The 18,406-nt window shown below is 72.7% G+C and carries 17 protein-coding genes and 1 tRNA gene; 8 read left to right on the plus strand and 10 right to left on the minus strand.

Annotated elements, in window-relative coordinates:
- Positions 1–28 precede the first annotated feature (28 nt).
- From BZB76_RS19730 to BZB76_RS19745, 4 genes are all read right to left on the minus strand, one after another.
- Positions 29–463 (minus strand): CBS domain-containing protein, encoded by a 435-nt coding sequence (locus BZB76_RS19730; protein ID WP_121435860.1) that lies wholly within the window; start codon positions 461–463, stop codon positions 29–31.
- A 138-nt stretch (positions 464–601) separates the two neighbouring features.
- Positions 602–2,215: a phytoene desaturase family protein gene (locus BZB76_RS19735; RefSeq protein WP_121435861.1), complete on the minus strand. Its 1,614-nt coding sequence runs from the start codon at positions 2,213–2,215 to the stop codon at positions 602–604.
- Positions 2,216–2,265: 50 nt separating this feature from the next.
- Positions 2,266–3,078, minus strand: coding sequence for a formate dehydrogenase accessory sulfurtransferase FdhD (gene fdhD / locus BZB76_RS19740; RefSeq protein ID WP_121435862.1), 813 nt, complete (start codon positions 3,076–3,078; stop codon positions 2,266–2,268).
- 50 nt (positions 3,079–3,128) lie between these two features.
- Positions 3,129–3,224, minus strand: a tRNA-Sec gene (locus BZB76_RS19745).
- 142 nt (positions 3,225–3,366) lie between these two features.
- Here BZB76_RS19745 and selD point away from each other — a divergent pair.
- Complete coding sequence (selD, locus tag BZB76_RS19750; RefSeq protein WP_121435863.1) at positions 3,367–4,359, plus strand: selenide, water dikinase SelD; 993 nt, start codon at positions 3,367–3,369, stop codon at positions 4,357–4,359.
- A gap of 82 nt (positions 4,360–4,441) precedes the next feature.
- Positions 4,442–4,744: a GlsB/YeaQ/YmgE family stress response membrane protein gene (locus tag BZB76_RS19755; RefSeq protein WP_211343081.1), complete on the plus strand. Its 303-nt coding sequence runs from the start codon at positions 4,442–4,444 to the stop codon at positions 4,742–4,744.
- Here the strand turns inward: BZB76_RS19755 and BZB76_RS19760 are convergent.
- Positions 4,741–6,624, minus strand: a complete 1,884-nt coding sequence (locus tag BZB76_RS19760) for a propionyl-CoA synthetase (protein ID WP_121435864.1) — start codon at positions 6,622–6,624, stop codon at positions 4,741–4,743. The genes BZB76_RS19755 and BZB76_RS19760 overlap by 4 nt on opposite strands.
- Before the next feature lie 174 nt (positions 6,625–6,798).
- Between BZB76_RS19760 and BZB76_RS19765 the strand changes: the two genes are divergently transcribed.
- Complete coding sequence (locus BZB76_RS19765) at positions 6,799–7,209, plus strand: hypothetical protein (RefSeq protein WP_121435865.1); 411 nt, start codon at positions 6,799–6,801, stop codon at positions 7,207–7,209.
- Here the strand turns inward: BZB76_RS19765 and BZB76_RS19770 are convergent.
- A complete protein-coding gene (locus BZB76_RS19770; RefSeq protein WP_121435866.1) occupies positions 7,119–8,561 on the minus strand; it encodes an MFS transporter in 1,443 nt (480 codons plus the stop codon). The two genes, BZB76_RS19765 and BZB76_RS19770, sit on opposite strands and share 91 nt — an antisense overlap.
- A gap of 239 nt (positions 8,562–8,800) precedes the next feature.
- Here BZB76_RS19770 and BZB76_RS19775 point away from each other — a divergent pair, with 239 nt between their 5' ends.
- Both BZB76_RS19775 and BZB76_RS19780 read left to right on the plus strand, forming a co-directional pair.
- Positions 8,801–10,543, plus strand: a complete 1,743-nt coding sequence (locus BZB76_RS19775) for a SelB domain-containing protein (RefSeq protein WP_121435867.1) — start codon at positions 8,801–8,803, stop codon at positions 10,541–10,543.
- 63 nt (positions 10,544–10,606) lie between these two features.
- Entirely contained in the window at positions 10,607–11,800 is a 1,194-nt protein-coding gene (locus BZB76_RS19780; RefSeq protein ID WP_121435868.1) for an RtcB family protein, read from the plus strand.
- Positions 11,801–12,284: 484 nt separating this feature from the next.
- Here BZB76_RS19780 and BZB76_RS19785 read toward each other — a convergent pair whose 3' ends face one another.
- The 3 genes from BZB76_RS19785 to BZB76_RS19795 all read right to left on the minus strand — a co-directional run bounded on the left by BZB76_RS19785 (position 12,285) and on the right by BZB76_RS19795 (position 15,837).
- The gene (locus BZB76_RS19785; RefSeq protein ID WP_121435869.1) at positions 12,285–13,871 is read right to left on the minus strand and encodes a TROVE domain-containing protein; all 1,587 of its coding nucleotides are present in this window, start codon (positions 13,869–13,871) and stop codon (positions 12,285–12,287) included.
- Between the two features lie 572 nt (positions 13,872–14,443).
- Positions 14,444–14,893 carry a hypothetical protein gene (locus BZB76_RS19790; protein WP_121435870.1) on the minus strand — a complete coding sequence of 150 codons (450 nt, stop codon included), beginning with the start codon at positions 14,891–14,893 and terminating at the stop codon, positions 14,444–14,446.
- 137 nt (positions 14,894–15,030) lie between these two features.
- On the minus strand, positions 15,031–15,837 hold the full coding sequence (locus BZB76_RS19795; RefSeq protein ID WP_121435871.1) for an alpha/beta hydrolase: 807 nt from the start codon (positions 15,835–15,837) through the stop codon (positions 15,031–15,033).
- Positions 15,838–15,977: 140 nt separating this feature from the next.
- On the opposite strand from BZB76_RS19795, the gene moaA reads away from it, so the two are divergent.
- From moaA to BZB76_RS19810, 3 genes are read left to right on the plus strand one after another with little or no spacing between them, the layout of a single operon-like run.
- Complete coding sequence (gene moaA / locus BZB76_RS19800; RefSeq protein WP_121435872.1) at positions 15,978–16,967, plus strand: GTP 3',8-cyclase MoaA; 990 nt, start codon at positions 15,978–15,980, stop codon at positions 16,965–16,967.
- Positions 16,968–16,972: 5 nt separating this feature from the next.
- On the plus strand, positions 16,973–17,527 hold the full coding sequence (gene mobA / locus BZB76_RS19805; protein ID WP_121435873.1) for a molybdenum cofactor guanylyltransferase: 555 nt from the start codon (positions 16,973–16,975) through the stop codon (positions 17,525–17,527).
- Between the two features lie 51 nt (positions 17,528–17,578).
- Entirely contained in the window at positions 17,579–17,854 is a 276-nt protein-coding gene (locus BZB76_RS19810; protein WP_121435874.1) for a DUF6457 domain-containing protein, read from the plus strand.
- A 313-nt stretch (positions 17,855–18,167) separates the two neighbouring features.
- Here BZB76_RS19810 and BZB76_RS19815 read toward each other — a convergent pair whose 3' ends face one another.
- On the minus strand, positions 18,168–18,404 hold the full coding sequence (locus tag BZB76_RS19815; protein WP_121435875.1) for a hypothetical protein: 237 nt from the start codon (positions 18,402–18,404) through the stop codon (positions 18,168–18,170).
- Positions 18,405–18,406: the final 2 nt, after the last annotated feature.

An 18,406-nucleotide genomic window follows, 5' to 3' on the forward strand; every position in this document is an offset into this window, starting at 1 on the left:
CGCCCGAAGGAGGAGAAAAATACAAAAATTACTGCACGTTCTGGATGTAGCCGACGAGGTGTTCGCGTTCGCTCTCGAGTTCGTCGATCGCGCTCTTGACGACGTCGCCGATGCTGACGATTCCGGCGAGTCGTCCGTTCTCGACGACGGGGGCGTGGCGGAACCGGTGCTCGGTCATGGTGCGGCGGAGGTCCTCCACCTTGTCGGCGGGGCCGCAGCTGCGGACCTCCGAGGTCATGATGTCGGAGACGGGGCTGTCGAGCAGTACGGCGCCGCGTTCGTGCATGCGCCGGACGACGTCGCGTTCGGAGACGATGCCGGAGATCGACACGCCGTCCGGCGAGACCACCACCGCTCCGATGTTGTGCTCGGCCAGGATGGCGAGCAGTTGCCGCACGGTGGCCTCGGGTCGCACCGTGGCCACCGCCGCTCCCTTCTTCCGCAGGATGTCGCGAATCCGCATGCCTCACGCTCCGGTGCCGTTCCGGACCCTGCCGCAGGGTCTGTCTTGTTCTGCCAAGGTCGCACGTTCGGGGCGCGGAGGAAACCCCGCGGCGGTAAACCGTTCCAGCGCAGGTCCGAAAAGGGTCGTGCGGCGTGGTCACGGGGCGAGGAGGCGGGCCAGGGCTTTCAGGGCGGGGGTGAGGAGGCGACCTGCGGGGGAGGCGTGGGCGAGGGCGGCGCGGGCGGCGTTGGCGCCGCAGGCGCCGTGGACACCGCCGCCGGGGTGGGCGGACGCGGAAGCCAGGTACAGGCGCGCGATCGGTGTCTCGGGGCGGCCGAGGCCGGGGACGGGCCGGAACACGAACTGCTGGTGGAGCATCGCGGTCCCGCCGTTGAGGGCGCCGTTCGGAAGGCTTGCGTTGTGCTCCCGGAAGTCGGGCGGCGCGGTGACGCGCCGGTTCAGGATGCGGGAGCGGAAACCGGGGGCGAGGCGTTCGATGGTGTTCTCCAGGCGGGCGGCCATGGCGTCCCGGTCCCGTTCGTCCCAGGCTCCGGTGATGCCGTCGGGGCCCGCGTCGCCCTTCACACGCTGCGGGATGTGCGTGTACGCCCACACCGATTCCGTTCCGGCGGGTGAGCGGGTGGGGTCGGCGGTCGTCATCTGGCCGAGCAGCGTGAACGGCTCGGAGGGGAGGTGGCCGGTGGCGAGTTCGGCGCTGTAGCCGGTCATGGCGTCCAGGCCGGGGGAGAGGTGGACGGTCCCGGCCCGTGCCGCCTCGGGCGACGACCAGGGGATCGGGCCGGACAGCGCCCAGTCGACCTTGAAGGTGGCGTGGTCCCAGTGGAAGCGCCGCATGTCCTCGCGGAGCGCGCCGGGGAGGTCGTCCCAGCCGACGAGGCCGCCGTAGAGCGCGGGCGCGGACACGTCCGCCAGCACCGCTCTGACGGCCCGGACCGCCTCGCCGTCGGCCGTCCGGACGCCGAGCGCGCGACCGTCGCGGACGACCACCGACGTGACCGGAACGCCGCAGCGGACGCGCCCGCCCCGCGATTCCAGCCGCCGCACCAGCGCCGCCGTCAACGCCCCCGCACCGCCCTCGGGAACCGGCCACCCGTGCACCTGGCCGACCATGGAGAGGAGCCAGCCGAACACCGACCCGGCGGTCGTCTCGGGGAACATGTCGGTGTGCAGGGCCGATCCGGCGATCAGCAGCGGCCCGGCCGGATGGTCGAACTCGCCCTCGCCGAGGGTGCGCACGGGCGCGAGCAGCGCCCGCGCGACGCGGAGCCCGCCCGCGCGGCGCGCCGACACCGCAAGCGGCACCGCGGCCCGGACGGGCGGGAACGGACCGAGCAGGGCGCGCACGAGTTCCTCGCCCATCGCGTCCCACATCCGGCACAGCCGCAGCCACGCCTCGCCGTCGCCCGCGCCGAGCGCGTCGAGCCCGGCGGCCGTCGCGTCCCGGTCGCGTTCGAGGACGGCGCAGCTCCCGTCCGGCAGCGGATGGGCGAGGACGGCGGGCGCGTGCCGCCAGCGCAGCCCGTGCCGTTCGAGGTCGAGGTCCCGTAGCGCCGGGGACGCGACACCGAGGGGGTAGAACGCGCTGCACAGGTCGCTGACGAAGTCGGGGTGCACGCCCCGGTCGCTGCGCACCGCGCCGCCCGGTTCCGGTTGCGCCTCCAGGACCTCGACGTCCCAGCCCGCGTCGGCCAGCATGTTGGCCGCGACGAGCCCGTTGTGTCCCGCGCCGACGACCACGGCGTCCGCCATGTTCCACCGCCTCCCGATGATCACCCTAGGGGTACCCGGGAGGACGGGGCTCACGCGGCGAGGCGGTCCGCTCCCGCGTAGACGTTCATGGTCTCGCCGCGCAGGAACCCGACGAGCGTCATGCCCGCGTCCTCGGCCAGCTCCACGGCCAGCGACGACGGCGCCGACACCGCCGCGAGCACCGGGACGCCCGCCGCCATGGCCTTCTGCGTCAGCTCGAAGGACGCGCGCCCGCTCACCAGCAGCACGGTCCCGGTGAGCGGCAGCCGCCCTCCGCGCAGCGCCCAGCCGACCACCTTGTCGACCGCGTTGTGCCGGCCGACGTCCTCGCGCAGCGCGAGCAGCCGACCGTCGGCGTCGAAAAGCCCGGCCGCGTGCAGCCCGCCCGTCCGGTCGAACACCCGCTGCGCCTCGCGAAGCCGCTCCGGCAGCGCCGCCAGCAGCTCCGGCGTCACCCGGAGGGGGTCACGGGCCACGTCGTACGGCCGGTCGGCGCGTAGCGCCTCGATGCTCGACTTCCCGCACACCCCGCACGCGCTCGTCGTGGTGAACGCCCTGGTCATCGAGTCGTCCGGGGGCGTCACCCCGGGCGCGAGAACCACGTCGAGGGTGTTCTGCTCCGTGGTGTCGGCGCAGTACCGCATCGTCGCCAGGTCGTCCGGGCCCGCGATCACGCCCTCGGCGGCCAGGAACCCGGCGACCAGGTCGAAGTCGTTCCCCGGTGTGCGCATCGTGATGGTGAGCGGCTTGCCCGCGACACGGATCTCCAGCGGCTCCTCCACCGCGAGCGTGTCGGGCCTGCGTCCCCCCGTCCCGGATGTGCTCAGCCGCAGCACGGGCCTGCGCACGGTGATCCGCCCCATAACGGTCACCGTACCCGGAAACCGCAGCTTGGCGGCCTCCCGGCGGCCGGTGGCGGAGGCGTACGGGAATCGAACCCGCCGTCCCGAGGTCCTCGGGACCGTCGGCTTTGAAGGCCGGGGAGGCCACCAGGCACTCACACGCCTCCGTGGACGATCTTAGTCGGGGACGGGCGGGACGTGGCAGGGCGGGAAGGTTCGCGCAGGTCGGAACGGGGGCGCGCCCTCGGTGACCATATTCGTACTGTCCGTTTGTTGATCATATGCGTTAGTTGTGCGTTAAATCTTTCAGTGACACGCCTCGCCCCCGTCGCCCGCCTCACGCAGTACGCTCACGGCGCGGGTTGCGCGAGCAAGATCCCGCCGGCGGAGCTGGAGCGGATGGTGGCCGGGCTCACCGGCGGTGACGACGCCCTCCTCGCCGGGGGCCCTGACGGTGACGACGCCGCAGTGCTGCGCGTCGAGGGCGGACGGGCCGTGGTGTCCACCGCCGACTTCTCCACCCCCGTCGTCGACGACGCCTACGACTGGGGCCGCATCGCCGCCGCCCACGCGCTGTCCGACGTCTACGCGATCGGCGGGGAGCCGCTGATGGCGCTGAACCTGCTCGGCTGGCCCCGTGACGCGCTGCCCGCGGAACTGGCCCGTGAGGTGCTGCGCGGTGGCCGGGACGCGGCGGCCCTCGCGGGGTGCACGATCGCCGGCGGGCACAGCGTGGACGACCCCGAGCCGAAGTACGGCATGGCCGTGACGGGTGTCGCCGACCCCGACCGGCTGCTGCGCCTCGACGGTGGACGTCCCGGCGTCCCGCTGTCGCTGACCAAGCCGCTCGGCGTCGGGGTCCTCAACGCCCGCCACAAGGCCACCGGCGAGGTGTTCGCGCACGCGGTGGACACGATGACGGCGCTGAACGCCGCCGCGGGCGTGGCGGCTTTGGAACGCGGCATCGTCTGCGCCACCGACGTCACCGGGTTCGGGTTGCTCGGCCACCTCTACAAGCTCGCGAGGGCGAGCGGCGTCACGGCCGTCGTGGACGCCGCCGCCGTCCCGTACCTGGACGGCGCCCGCACCGCCGTCCGGGACGGTTTCGTCCCGGTCGGCACCCGCCGCAACCTGTCGTGGGTGTCGCCGCACACCGAGTTCCGCCGGATCTCCGAGGAGGAGCGGCTGTTGCTGGCCGACGCGCAGGTCTCCGGCGGCCTGCTGGTCGCCGGAGAGATTCCCGGTGCCCCCGTCATCGGTGAACTCGTCGCGCGCGGTCGCCGCACGTTGGTCGTCCGCTGACCTTCCGTGTCACCCGCCCGGACGAGGGTAGAGCGTCCCGTGACCGGGCCTTCACCGTGGCCTGGGAGTTCGAGGAGCGCGCATGACCATCGGGGGGCTCGCCGCGGCCGTCGTCCTCGGCGCGGCGGTCGGGGTGCTGGGACGGCTGTTCACGCCGGGACGGGAGACCATGCCGGTCTGGTGCACGATCGCGGTCGGCATCGTCGCCGCGTTCGCCGGGACGGGGCTCGCGCAGGTGTTCGGCCTGACGGGCGACGGGTGGAGCCTTTGGGAGACGCTGTTGCAGATCTCCATCGCGGCCCTCGGCGTGTTCCTGGTGGCGCTGTGCTGGCCCAAGCGGGTCGTCCATCGGGGACCGCCCCGGCCGAGACCGCCCGGCGCCTAGGCGTCGGCGCGCAGGACGGGACGGAGGGCGTCCAGCACGGCCGGGTCCTCGATCGTGGACGGGGCGGAGACCTCCCGCCCGTCGGCGATGCCGCGCATCACGCCGCGCAGGATCTTGCCCGAGCGGGTCTTCGGCAGCGCCGGGACGACCGTGACCTCTTTCAGCGCCGCGACCGGCCCGACCTGGTCCCGGACCATGGCGACCAGCTCCGCGCACACCTCGCCCGCCTCGGCCAGGACACCGTTCTTCAGGACGACCAGACCGCGCGGAACCTGCCCCTTGATCGGGTCCTCGACGCCGATGACCGCGCACTCGGCGACGGCCGGATGGGCGGCGATGACCTCCTCCATCGTCCCGGTGGACAGCCGGTGCCCGGCCACGTTGATCACGTCGTCGGTGCGGCCCATGACCCAGACGTAGCCGTCCTCGTCGACGTGACCGCCGTCGCCGGTGAGGTAGTGGCCCGGATGCTTGGTCAGGTACGACTCGACGAAACGTTCGTCGTCCTGCCAGAGCGTCGGGAGCGTGCCGGGCGGCAGCGGCAGGCGCAGGGCGATGTCGCCGTCCTCGCCGGGCGGGAGGCAGGAGCCGTCCGGGCCGAGGATCCGCACGTCGTAGCCGGGGACCGGCACCGAAGGCGACCCCGGCTTGACCGGCATCGGCTCCAGCCCGCGCAGGTTCGCCGCGATCGGCCAGCCCGTCTCCGTCTGCCACCAGTGGTCGATGACCGGACGGTCCAGGACGCGCGCCGCCCACCGGTAGGTGCCCGGGTCCAGGCGCTCCCCGGCCAGGAACAGCGTGTCGAGCGCCGACAGGTCGTACCCGGCGAGCAGCGCGCCCTCCGGGTCCTCCTTCTTGATGGCGCGGATCGCGGTCGGCGCGGTGAACAGGGCCTTGACCCGGTGCTGCGCGGCGACCCGCCAGAACGCCCCCGCGTCGGGGGTTCCGACGGGTTTGCCCTCGTACAGAACGGTCGTGCAGCCGGTGAGCAGCGGCGCGTAGACGATGTAGGAGTGCCCGACGACCCATCCGACGTCCGACGCGGCCCAGAACACGTCGCCGGGCCCGACGCCGAACACGTTCTCCATCGACCAGCGCAGCGCCACCGCGTGACCGCCGTTGTCGCGGACGACGCCCTTCGGCCGCCCGGTCGTCCCCGACGTGTACAGGATGTACAGCGGGTCGGTGGCGGCGGCGGGCACGCACTCGGCGGGCTCGGCGGCGGCGACGGCCTCGTCCCACTCCACGTCGCGCGGCCGGACGAGGTCGGCGTGCAGCTGCTCACGCTGCCGGATGACGCACCGCTCCACCTTGTGCCTGGCGAGGTCGAGGGCCCGGTCGAGCAGCGGCTTGTAGGGGACGACCCGGCCCGCCTCGATGCCGCAGGACGCCGACACGACCGCCTTGGGCCGGGCGTCGTCGATCCGGACGGCCAGCTCAGGGGCCGCGAACCCGCCGAACACGACCGAGTGCACGGCGCCGAGCCGCGCGCACGCGAGCATCGCGATGACCGCCTCGGGCACCATCGGCAGGTAGATCACGACACGGTCGCCGCGGTCGACGCCCTGCGCCCGCAGCGCCCCCGCGAACCGGGCGACGAGGTCGGTCAGCTCGCGGTAGGTGTAGGACCGGACGGTCCCGGTGACCGGGCTGTCGTAGATCAGCGCGGGCTGGTCGCCGCGGCCCTCCTCGACATGCCGGTCCAGCGCGTTGTCGCAGGTGTTCAGCTCACCGCCGGTGAACCAGCGGTAGAACGGCGGGGCGCCGTCGTCCAGCACACGGTCCGGTGGGACGAGCCAGCGGACGTCCCGCGCCGCCAGGCCCCAGAAGCGGGTCGGGTCGGCGATGCTGCGTTCGTACGCGGCCGCGTAGGCGCCCATGCTGTCCTCCCGATGGCGGGTTCCCCGTCCCGCGCTGTGAGATTTCGGCCCTGTCCGGCGGTTCTGGTCCGGCGATCGGCCCGGATTCCGGGTTCGGGCCGCCATCCCTATAGGGCCTGGCGCGGGGCCCGTTCGTCAAGGCCCCGCGCCGCCCGGCGCCCGGTGACGGGCACGATGACGGGCTTCGCGATGGGCTTCGCGATGGGCTTCGCGATGGGCTTCGCGATGGGCTTCGCGATGGGCTTCGGGACGGGCTTCGCGATGGGCTTCGGGACGGGCTTCGCGACGGGCTTCGCGATGGGCTTCGGGACGGGCTTCGCGATGGGCTTCGGGACGGGCTTCGCGATGGGCTTCGGGACGGGCTTCGGGACGGGCTTCGCGATGGGCTTCGCGATGGGCTTCGCGATGGGCTTCGGGACGGGCGGTGTGACGGGCATCGTGACGGGCGGTGTGACGGGCGGTGTGACGGGCATCGTGACGGGCGGGGTGGGGCCTCAGGTGTCGGGGTGGCGCAGGCCGTGCGCGACGGCGACGGCCGCGGCCGCGAGGGCGCCCCCGGCGACGACCCAGAAGCACAGCTCGTAGGCGCCGAGGGTGGGCTCGCCGGTGCCGGGGGCGACGCGCGCGGCCAGGATCGACGCGGTGAGGGCGCCCGCGACGCTGCCGCCCGCGACGCGGACGAGGGAGTTGATCCCGCTGGCGATGCCGCTCTGGTCCATCGGGACGTGTTGGATGGCGAGCGTGCCGAGCGCCGCGTACGCGATCCCGAACCCGGTGCCCTGGAGGGAGCTGAACACCAGGACGTCGTACACGTGCGCGTTCGACACGGCCAGCCACACGTAGCACAGCGCGACGAACGTCGACCCGAGCGCGAGGGTGAAGGCGGGGCCGAGCCTGGCGGCGACCCGTCCGGCCATCGTGGACGACACGAGCATCGTGGCCGTGTTCGGGAGCATGTAGAGCCCGACGTCCAGGACGGAGCCGTCCAGCCCGTACCCGACGGTCGCGGGCCGGGCCTGCACGAAGCCGGTGATGAGCGTGAAGGCGGCGAACATGGAGAAGCCGAGCAGCGCGGATATGACGTTGGCCGACAGCGACCGGCTGCCGACCAGCAGGTTCAGCCGCACCAGCGGCGCGCGGACCCGCAGTTCGATCGCCACCCAGGCCGCGCCCAGCGCCGCGGCGGCGCCGAACAGGCCGAGCACCCCGCGGGACGTCCAGCCCCACGCGTCGCCCTCGCTGATGCCGAGCAGCAGGCACAGCAGCAGCGCGGCGAGCACCGCCGCGCCCGCGTAGTCGGGCCGCCCGCCCGCGCGTCCGCCGACGTCGCGGGCGGCCCCGGCGACCAGCACCAGCACCGTGGCGGCGAGCGCGGCGGTGATCCAGAACACCGGATGGTGGCTGGCGGTCCGGTCGGCGATCAGCCCGGTCACGATCATCCCGGCGCTGCCGCCGACGCCCATGGTGGCGCTGACCACCCCGATCGCCGTGATGATCCGCTCGCGCGGGAAGGTGTCCCTGATCATCCCGATGGCCAGCGGGATCAGCGCGGACGCGACGCCCTGCACCGCCCGCCCGGCGATCAGCACGCCGAGCGACTCCGACAGCGCGCAGATGACCGATCCGGTGAGCAGCAGGCCGAGGGCGATGAGGATCATCCGCTTCTTGCCGTACATGTCGCCGAACCGCGTCAGCAGCGGGGTGGCGACCGCGCCCGCCAGCAGCGACGCCGTGAACACCCAGGTCACATCGGTGATCGGGGCGTCGAAGGCCCGTCCGAACCGGGGTAGCAGCGGCAGCACGAGGGTCTGCTGGACCGAAACGACCATCCCCGCCGCCGCCAGCGCGAGCAGTGTGGGGCCGGTGCGCACGGGCGTGGCGGGAGCGCGCCCGAACTCGGCCGTCGTCGTCCTCCGGCGGGCCGGGACGCCGGTCATGCTGACCTCCGATTTGATTAGCTAAGTTAAGTAATCATATCGGCGGGGGGTGAACGCCGATCCGGCCGACCCCGGACGGCCGACGACTTCGCGGTTCGTTCGGAGTGCCGCGACGCGGAGACCGTCCGGAACTGAATAGGCTTGTCCCTCGTGGACCTTCGTCTGCGCCGACCCCGTTTCGCCCCCTTTCGCAGCGCCCTCCCCGGCGTGCCCGGCGACCCCGCCCGGACGGGCCGCTGATGCAGGTCGTCACCACCGCCGGCCACGGTGGGCACGGCAAGTCCGCGCTCGTGCACGCCCTCACCGGCAAGGACCCGGGCTGTGGCGGGAACACCGAGCGTCCCGGAGCCTGGACGGAGCTGCCCTCGGGGCGGCGGGTCGCGTTCGTCGACGTCCCCGGCGGCGACCGCGCGGTGCCCGCCATGATCGCCGCCGCCGCGCCCGCGCCCGCGGTGCTGCTGGCCGTCGCCGCCGACGAGGGCTGGAAGAGCCAGTCGCAGGAGCATCTGGACGCGCTCGCCGCGCTCGACGTCCGGTTCGGGGTCCTCGCCGTCACCCGGGCGGACGCCGCCGACCCGACGCTGGCGCTGCGGCAGGCGCGCGAGCGGCTCGCCGGCACCGCGCTGCGCGGTGTCGAGGCCGTCGCCGTCAGCACCGTCACCGGCGCCGGAATGGACGAGCTGACCGCCGCCCTCGACCGGCTCACGGGCCGCCTGCCCGTCCCCGACCCGGACGCGCCCGTGCGGCTGTGGATCGACCACGCCTTCACCGCCGGACGCCAGAGCGTCGTCACCGGCACCCTCACCGCCGGGACCGTCGCGGTCGGCGACGAACTGTTGCTGATGCCGGCGGGCGAACGCGTCCGCGTCCGGACGATCGGCTGCGTCGGGGAGCCGCACACGTCGGTCGGCGGCGTCTCCCGCGTCGTCCTCACCCTCCGCGACACCGGCCGCGTCGCCGCCGGGATGGCCCTCGTCACGCCCGGGGCCTGGACGCACACCGCGTCCGTCGACGTCCGAACCCGCTTCGGCGCGGCGTCCGGGAGGCTCGCGCGGCGGATGACGCTGCACCTCGGCTCGGCGGCGGTGCCGGTGCGGCTGCGCCCCCTCGGCCCCGACACGGCCCGTCTCACCCTGAACAGCCGGCTCGCGCTGCACCTCGGCGACACCGGCGTCCTGCGCGACCCGGAACGCCGCTCGATCGCCGGGGTGAGCGTCCTCGACGTCCGGCCCCCGACCCTCGTCCGGCGCGGCGCCGGAGCGGCCCGCGCCCGGGAGCTGGCGGCCTGGCCCGACCGGCCGGACGGCACCGTCGTGCTGCGCCGCCACGGCGTGCTGCGCCGCTCCGAGCTGTCGCACATGGGCTGCGCGCCGCCGCCGGACGCCGTCGCGTTGAACGGCGAATGGGTCGCCGACCCCGCGCACTGGGAGTCGCTGTTCGAACGCCTGGCCGAGGAGGCCGCCCGGCACGCAGCGCAGAACCCGCACGCGCCGGGGATCCCCCTCGAGGACGTCCGGCTGCGGCTCGGCCTGCCCGCCCGGCAGCTCGTCGCGGCGCTCGTCCGGCCGCCGCTGCGCGTGGAGGCCGGACGCGTCCACGGCCCCGCCCCTGGACCGTTCTGGGCCACCGCCGTGGAACGTCTCAAAGCCGACCTGGCGGGCGCCCCGTTCGCCGCGCCCACCGCGGACCGCCTCGCCGAGCTGGGCCTCACCGGTGCCGTCCTGGACGCCGCCGAACGCGCGGGCGCCGTCCTGCGCATCGGCGGCGAGGACGGTGACGGCGGTGGTGACATCGTCCTGCTGCCCGGCGCCGACCGGGAGGCGCTGCGGATCCTGTCCGCACTGCCGCAGCCGTTCACCCCGCAGCAGGCCGGGGACGCCCTGGCGACCGGCCGCCGCGTCGCCGCCGCCCTGCTGCGCCACCTGGACGGACTCGGCCTCACCGAGCGCCGCCGCACCGACTCCTCTCGAAAAACCGTTTGAACCGTGGTCGTCGACTCTGGCCTCATAGATCACGGTCCGGTTCCCGTCGAGAAGGAGAAGGCAATGCCGTACCAGACGATCAAGGGCGGCCGCGTTCCCATCCGGATGTGGACCGACCCCGCCACCGTCGATCACCTCGCGCTCGGGCAGCTCCGCAACGTCTCCGCGCTGCCGTGGGTGGAGGGCCTCGCGGTGATGCCCGACGTCCACTACGGAAAGGGTGCCACCGTCGGCTCGGTCATCGCCATGCGCAACGCGGTGTCCCCGGCGGCCGTCGGCGTGGACATCGGCTGCGGCATGACCGCCGCCAAGTCGAGCCTCACCGTCGAGGACATGCCCGACGACCTGTCCGGTCTGCGTTCGCGGCTGGAGAAGGCGATCCCGGTCGGCCGCGGTTCCCACAAGCAGGCCGTCGACCCGTCCGGGCTGGCGAACCTGAAGGAACGCGGCTGGTACGACTTCTGGAAGGCGTTCGAGGACCTGCACCCGGCCGTCCGGTCCCGCCTCGGTCGCGCCCACGCGCAGATGGGCACGCTCGGCGGCGGCAACCACTTCCTGGAGCTGTGCGCGGACGACGACGGCGCGATCTGGCTCGTCCTGCACTCGGGGTCCCGCAACATCGGCAACGAGCTGGCCGAGCAGCACATCGAGGCCGCGCGCAGGCTCCCGCACAACCAGGACCTGCCGGACGACGACCTCGCCGTGTTCATCAGCGGCACCCCCAAGATGGACGCCTACCGGCACGACCTGTTCTGGGCGCAGGAGTACGCGCGCCGCAACCGCGCGGTCATGATGGCGCTCGCGCAGAACGTCGTGACCAAGCGGTTCGGGGCCCGCCGCTGCCGCTGGGACCAGGCCATCTCCTGCCACCACAACTACGTGGCGGAGGAGGTGTACGACGGCGTCGAGCTGCTCGTCACCCGCAAGGGCGCGATCCGCGCCGGCGCGGGCGACCTCGGGATCATCCCCGGCTCGATGGCGACGGGCACCTACATCGTCCGCGGTCTCGGCAACGAGACGGCGTACAACTCCGCCTCGCACGGCGCGGGCCGCAAGATGAGCCGCAACCAGGCCCGCAAGCACTTCACCGTGGACGACCTGGTCGAGCAGACCAGGGGCGTCGAATGCCGCAAGGACAGCGGCGTCATCGACGAGATCCCCGGCGCCTACAAGGACCTGGAGACGGTCATCGAGGCCCAGTCCGACCTCGTCGAGGTCGTCGCCCACCTCCGCCAGCTCATCTGCATCAAGGGCTGAGTCGTACTGTATTTAATTGCAGGACCGGCCCACTTCGCTCGCCTTGCGGCTGTGTTCATTGCAGTCTCGGCCCACTTCGCTCGCCTGGCGGCTCGCTGCGTGACCGTTCCTGTGCGAACGCGCATCGCTTCGCGATCCGCCCGGCTGCGCTCGCCTTCGGCGTTGCTGCGCCGGGCGGGTCACGCGTTCGCGTGCGGGCTGAGGTCGCTGTGTTGGTTGCAGGCCCGGCTCACTTTGCTGGCCTTGGGGCTTGCTGCGTGGTCGGGTCTGGGCGGACGCGGCATCGCTTCGCGATCCGCCCGGCTGCGCTTGTCATCGGTGTTGCTGTGCCGGGCGGGTCACGCGTTCGCGTGCGGGGCTGAGGCCACTTCGGAAGAGGCCTTGGGCGCTGGCCCGCGAACCGACGAGATCGCACCCGTGGACCAGGAGCGGCGACCGCGAAAGAGCCCGCCCACTCCGTACTCGTACGGAGTGGGCGGGCTTTTCATAGCCACGGCCAGGTCGTGTCCCGTCCGGCCTCCAGCAACGGGATCAGGCGGAACGTCGCGTCGGACATGCCGCCCAGCTCGTGACGGTGGCCCGTGCCGCTCGGGATGGCGCCGTGCTTGTATCCGGCGAGGTTGAACCCGTAGATGGGGACGTCCGCGGGTGCGGAGTCGGTGACGTTCCCGGCCCACGAGCCGAACGTCTGCATGTCCGACAGGATGATCACCCGGTCGTGGCGGCGGTACGTCGCGCTGACGGACCTGGCGATCTGTGTGCCATGGCCCGCCTCGCCGATGCGGTCGACCATCCGGTCGACCGCGCGCAGTACCGACGCGCCCCGGGGGACGTCATGCCGGAACACGTCGTCGGCGAAGCCGTACAGGTCGACCTTGTTTCCTCGCACCGCGAGCGAGACGCCGAAGAGGGCGGCCATCTGCGCGTAGGTCATCTTCGACCGGCCGGAGACGCCCAGGGACGTCATGGACGCCGAGGTGTCCACCAGGATGAGCGTGCGGCCCGGGAAGGCCGGGACGTTCGCGGTGGCGGCGGTGAGCGCCTTGTCCAGGGCGTGGCCCCAGCGCGACGACCGGGTAGACCGGTACGCCGAGAAGAACCGGAACGGGAACTGCCGTGACCGCGCGACCTGCTCGGGATCGGCGAGCCTGGCGGCGACCTGCTCGGCGACGGCGTCGCTCACGCCCGCCTCGTCGAAGTTGCGCAGGTTGCGCAGCAGGGCCATGTAGCCCATCGTCGGGATCATCGCCTCCCACGCCTTGCGGCCCATCGGACCCTGCAGCCAGCCGGCCAGCGACTCCCAGGTCATGCCCGCCGCGCCGAGCCGGTCGGGGCCGTCCGCGGCGAAGACCACCTGCCGGTCGGCGACGGGAACGGCCATCAGTTCGGCGCGGGCCCGCAGCATCGTCAGCCGCTCGGGGATCACGTCGCCGCGACCGTGGCGCCGGTCGAGGGCGTGCCGGAACAGGTCGCCCTGCCAGGGCTTGTCCGGGTCCGAGGTCGGGTGGACGAGGTCGATGACGTCGCCGAAGCGGAAGCCGCGCCCGTTGGTGTCGTACTTGAGCAGCGACCGTTCGGTGTAGAGGCGCCGGACGGCGTCGGCGACGCCGCGCTTGACCGGCTTGGGGATCGCGCGGCCGTAGGTGGACGTCCAGTAGGCGAGGGCCTCGCCGGGCTCGTCGGCGCGCTGGAGAACGCTCGCCACGAGCTGCCGGTTGCCGCCGTTCAGTCCGGCCTCCAGGCGCGCCCGGACGGCCTCCAATGCGACGACGACGGGCGCCGAGCGCATGTTGGCCTCGCCGCGCAGCCACGGCAGGAAACCCGCCATCCAGACGGGGTGCTTGACGGCGACCTGGTGGACGAGGTCGCGGAAACGCTCGTCGCGGTCGACGGCGGGCTCGTAGAAGGTCTCCTCGCCGACCATGTCCGCCACCGCGAGGAGGAAGAGTTCGCTCTTGGCGTCGCGGACGTAGCCGGGCGCGCCCTCGTAGGTACGCCCGGAAGGCCTTCTTTCGGTGCGAACCGGGCCGGAGGCGGCCGCGCGGACTGTCCTGCGGTTGAACTTCGCCATGAATGGGGCTCCCTTCCGAACGGAGGGAGCCTTTGGCGTCGCGAAAGCGCACGGAGAACAAGCCGCGGCCCCGGACGGCCAAGCGGTATCCGGGGCCTGTGCACGCGTCACCGGCGAGGAATGTGCTCCCTCCCGAGATCAAGTCGGCGCACGGATTGCCCTGCCAATAGGGCGATAGCCGCACGAGCGGCTACGGGGAATCGAACCTCGAAGTATCCGTTCGCCTGCGCACCGGGAGGTACGTGTTCAGTTGTGCCAGAGGCCGTGCCCGAGATCAAACCGATGAAGGAACGCAGCGCTCTACCTTTTGAGCTACGCCGGCCCTGAGCCGACGACGGGACTCGAACCCGCAACCACTGGATTTCAATTCGAAGTATCCCTCATCTACGCACCGGGCACGCTCTGGAGTCGTGGACCCTTCCGAATTCACAGAATGCCTCGACGTGAATTCTCGTCCGAAGGGCGAGAAGCCCAGTAGATCAGGAAGGGACGCGCGGGCACAACCGAATAAATGATGTTCTCCCACGGCGATCGCATTTCACCACGACCGGCTCGGACGGCGTGACGCCCGGTCAGCACTCCGCGGGAATGAGAACCTCGGACCAGTCTCCGGTGTCGCCCTCGCTGGAGACCCGGCCGCGCTCACGGGCGTCATCCCCGCACGCCCATTCGAGATTCGTACTGAAGAAGTGGCTGTTGCCGCCGGCCCCGAGGGTCTTCGAACCGGTGGCGGTGGTCTCCCAGGTGCTCGTCGAGTAGTTCCAACGCTGGATCGTGATGGACACGTCGGTCCCCACGATGCCGCGGTTCTGCGCGTAGATGAACGGTTGGGTGCCGTATCCGGTGCTCCATGACCCGACGACCTCGCTGCACGTCTGGTACACGACGGGACCGAGATCGACCTCCGGCCCGCAGACGATCTCCGACGTGCGAGCGGAGGCGACCCCCGTTCCGCCCAGGGCGGTGACGAGCACCGCCGCCCCCGTGACCGCCGCCAGGTGACGAAACCCCCGTAAGCCCATGCGAACCTCCTTGTGACGACCCGAAACGGCATGATCGCCGTCCCTTGATTTATCGGTCGTTTCGGACGGCACATCAAGGCATGATCCCTGACCGTTGCCGGTCGGAGATCTCAGGTTTGGACCGTTACGACGGCGGTTCAGGTGAGGACGCCCTCGACGAAGGCGGTGACGTCGGCGAGGACCTCCTCCTGGTCGGCCTCGTTGAAGATCTCGTGCCGGGCGCCCGGGTAGAGGCGTTCGGTGAGGTCCGATCCGCCGACGGCGTCGAGTCCGACGCGGGTGTCCCGGGGACGGACGAGCTCGTCGGCGGCGCCGTGCATGTAGAAGGTCGGCAGGTCGCCGAGGGAGCCGTGCTCGTTGACGCGTTCCAGCGCGGTGTCCAGGGCCCGCACGGTGGTCTTCTTGAAGGGGCCGTGCCAGACCAGCGGGTCCTCGGTGTACGCCTTCCCGACGGCCGGGTCGCGGGACAGCAGGGACGTGTCGATGGGCGTGTCCGGGATCTCGTCGAGGGGGAGCAGCTCGTCCACGACGTGCCAGCGGCCGAGGACCGGGCCGGACAGCACCAGCGCGGCGAGGGCGCCGTCGTGCCTCTGCGCGTACCGGGTCGCGACCAGTCCGCCCATCGAGTGGCCGATCATGACGACGGGCAGGCCGGGATGCTCGCCGCGCGCGGCCTCCACGACCGTGTGCACGTCGGCGACCACGTCGTCGTAGTCCTCGATGAGGACGCGTTCGCCGCCGGAACGGCCGTGTCCCATGTGGTCGGGGCCGCAGACGGCGGCGCCGTGCCGGACGAGGACGTCCACGACATGGCCGTAGCGGCCGAGGTGTTCGCCGTATCCGTGCACGAGGACGGCGACGTACCACGGCTCGGCGGCCGACCAGAACCGGGCGGTGACGGCACTCCGCGTCCCCGCGAACTCCCAAACCCGTACGGTGGTCACACAGCCTCCCTGATGCCGAACGGACCGCAACCGTCTCTCGTGATGCGACGGATCGTCAACCACCGCAATAGGCTGGATTGATCGACCGTAATCCCCGGCGGCCCGTGCGCAGGGCCGGCGGTCTTCAGGAAGGGGCGCCCGTGCTGGTCGACGCCTTCGGCCGTACCGCTACGGACCTGCGGGTCTCCCTCACCGACCGGTGCAACCTGCGGTGCTCGTACTGCATGCCGCCGGAGGGGCTGGACTGGCTGCCGAAGCCGGAACTGCTCACCGACGACGAGGTGGTCCGGCTCGTCGGGCTCGCCGTCCGGGACCTCGGCGTCACCGAGGTCCGCTACACCGGCGGGGAGCCGCTGCTGCGGCGCGGCCTGCCCGACATCGTGCGCCGCACGGCGGAGCTGGCGCCCCGGCCGCGGATCTCGCTGACCACCAACGGCATCGGCCTCGACCGGCTCGCCGGGCCGCTCGCCGAGGCGGGCCTGGACCGGGTCAACGTGTCCCTCGACACCCTCGACCGCGACACCTTCCGGAATCTCGCCCATCGCGACCGCCTGGACGACGTCCTCGCCGGGCTGGCGGCGGCGCGGGCCGCGGGCCTGGCCCCCGTCAAGATCAACGCGGTGCTGCTGCGGGGCGTCAACGACCACGAGGCCGTTCCGCTGCTGCGGTTCGCCCTCGACCACGGCTACCGGCTGCGGTTCATCGAGCAGATGCCGCTGGACGCCCAGCACGGCTGGACCCGCAAGGACATGATCACCGCCGACGAGATCCTCGACCGGCTGTCGGAGGGCTTCACCCTCGCCCCGGACACCGAGCACGACCGCGGCAGCGCCCCCGCCGAGACGTTCACCGTCGACGGCGGCCCGGAGACCGTCGGCGTGATCGGCTCGGTGACGCGCCCGTTCTGCGGCGCCTGCGACCGGGTGCGGCTCACCGCCGACGGGCAGGTCCGCAACTGCCTGTTCGCCGTCGAGGAGTCCGACCTGCGCGGCGCGCTGCGCGGCGGCGCCACCGACACGGAACTGGCCGACCGCTGGCGGAAGGCGGTGTGGGTCAAACGCGCCGGGCACGGCATCGACGACCCGTCGTTCCTGCAACCGTCCCGGCCCATGTCGGCGATCGGCGGCTGAGCCCGGTGGACTTCGACGCGGTGCTGCTCGCGGGCGGCCGGGCCCGCCGGTTCGGCGCCGACAAGCCCGCCGCGCCCGTCGGCGGCCGGACGCTGCTCGAATGGGCGGCGTCCGCCGCGGCGGGCGCGGACCGCCTGATCGTGGTGGGGCCGCGCCGGGACGTCCTGCCGGGCGCCGTCGTCGTGCGGGAGGACCCGCCGGGCGCGGGCCCGGTGCCCGCGCTGCGGACCGGCCTCGCCGAGGTGCGCGCGCCGTGGCTGGTGCTGCTGGCCGCCGATCTGCCGTTCCTGCGCCCCGCCCACGTGGCCCGGCTGCTGGACGCGGCGAAGGACCGCGCCGGGTCCGTGCTCGTGGACGGCGACGGCCGCGAACAGTGGCTCGCCGGAGCCTGGCGGACGACAACGCTCCGGAACGCCCTGGCCGCCTACCCGGGCACGTCCCTACGCGGCCTCCTCGGACCGCTCGACCCCGTCCCGGTCAAGCCGCCCGGGGGCGACCGTCCCGCCTGGTACGACTGCGACACACCTGAAGACCTCGCCGCCGCCGAACGCCTGCTTTGATCGTCCGGGAGCGGGCAGATCTCGGCGGGGACGACGTGAGAGAGGGGACCCATGTCGGTGCTCGAAGACTGGATCGACGCGGCCTGCCGCGAGCTGGGCCTGGAACGCGGTGACATCGACCGTGACCTGGTCCTGGACCTCGCCCGCGACGTCGCGCACGGCGTCGCCCGCCCAGGCGCGCCACTGACGGCGTACCTCCTCGGCCTCGCCGTCGGCCGAGGCGCCCCCGCCCGAGACGCCGCCGCCCGCCTGACCGAAATGGCCGACAGTTGGAACACCCCCGACCTCCCCACCCCACCGGCGAACCCCGTCCTCGACGACGCCTGAGCCCACCCGCCACCACCCGGCCCAACGCGAGCCGCGACTGACGAACAGTCCGCTCGACGTGAGGCCCGCCGGACGCGGGGTCCGCCGGTCGTGAGATCCGGTCGATGTGAGGCCCGGCCGACGCGGGGGTTCGCCGGGCGCGGGGTCCGGCTGACGTGCAGCTCGGTCAACGTGAGGCCCGCTCGACGCGGGGGCCGCCGGGCGTGAGGTGCGGTCGACGAAGGCCCGGCCGACGCGAGGTCCGCCCTGTGCGGGGTCCGGTCGACGTGAGGTCGGGTGGTGCTTCAGACCGGCCCTGGGCGCGGGCGACCGGTCAGGGGGTGTCGGGGGTCGGGGGTGTGTCGCGGTCGGCTACGGGGACCACGTCCTTGAGGAAGTTGCGGCGGGCGAGGAACGTCGACAGGCTCTCCCGGTGATCGTCGCACGCGAACCAGATCTTCCGCCGGTCCGTGGTGTGGATCTTCGGGTTGTTCCAGCGCAGCGCCCATACGGCGTCCGCGCGGCAGCCCTTGGCGGAGCACTGCAGTTCGTCGGGGCCGGATTCGGTCATCC

This window comes from Actinomadura pelletieri DSM 43383, assembly GCF_003634705.1.
Classification (GTDB): Bacteria; Actinomycetota; Actinomycetes; order Streptosporangiales; family Streptosporangiaceae; genus Spirillospora; species Spirillospora pelletieri.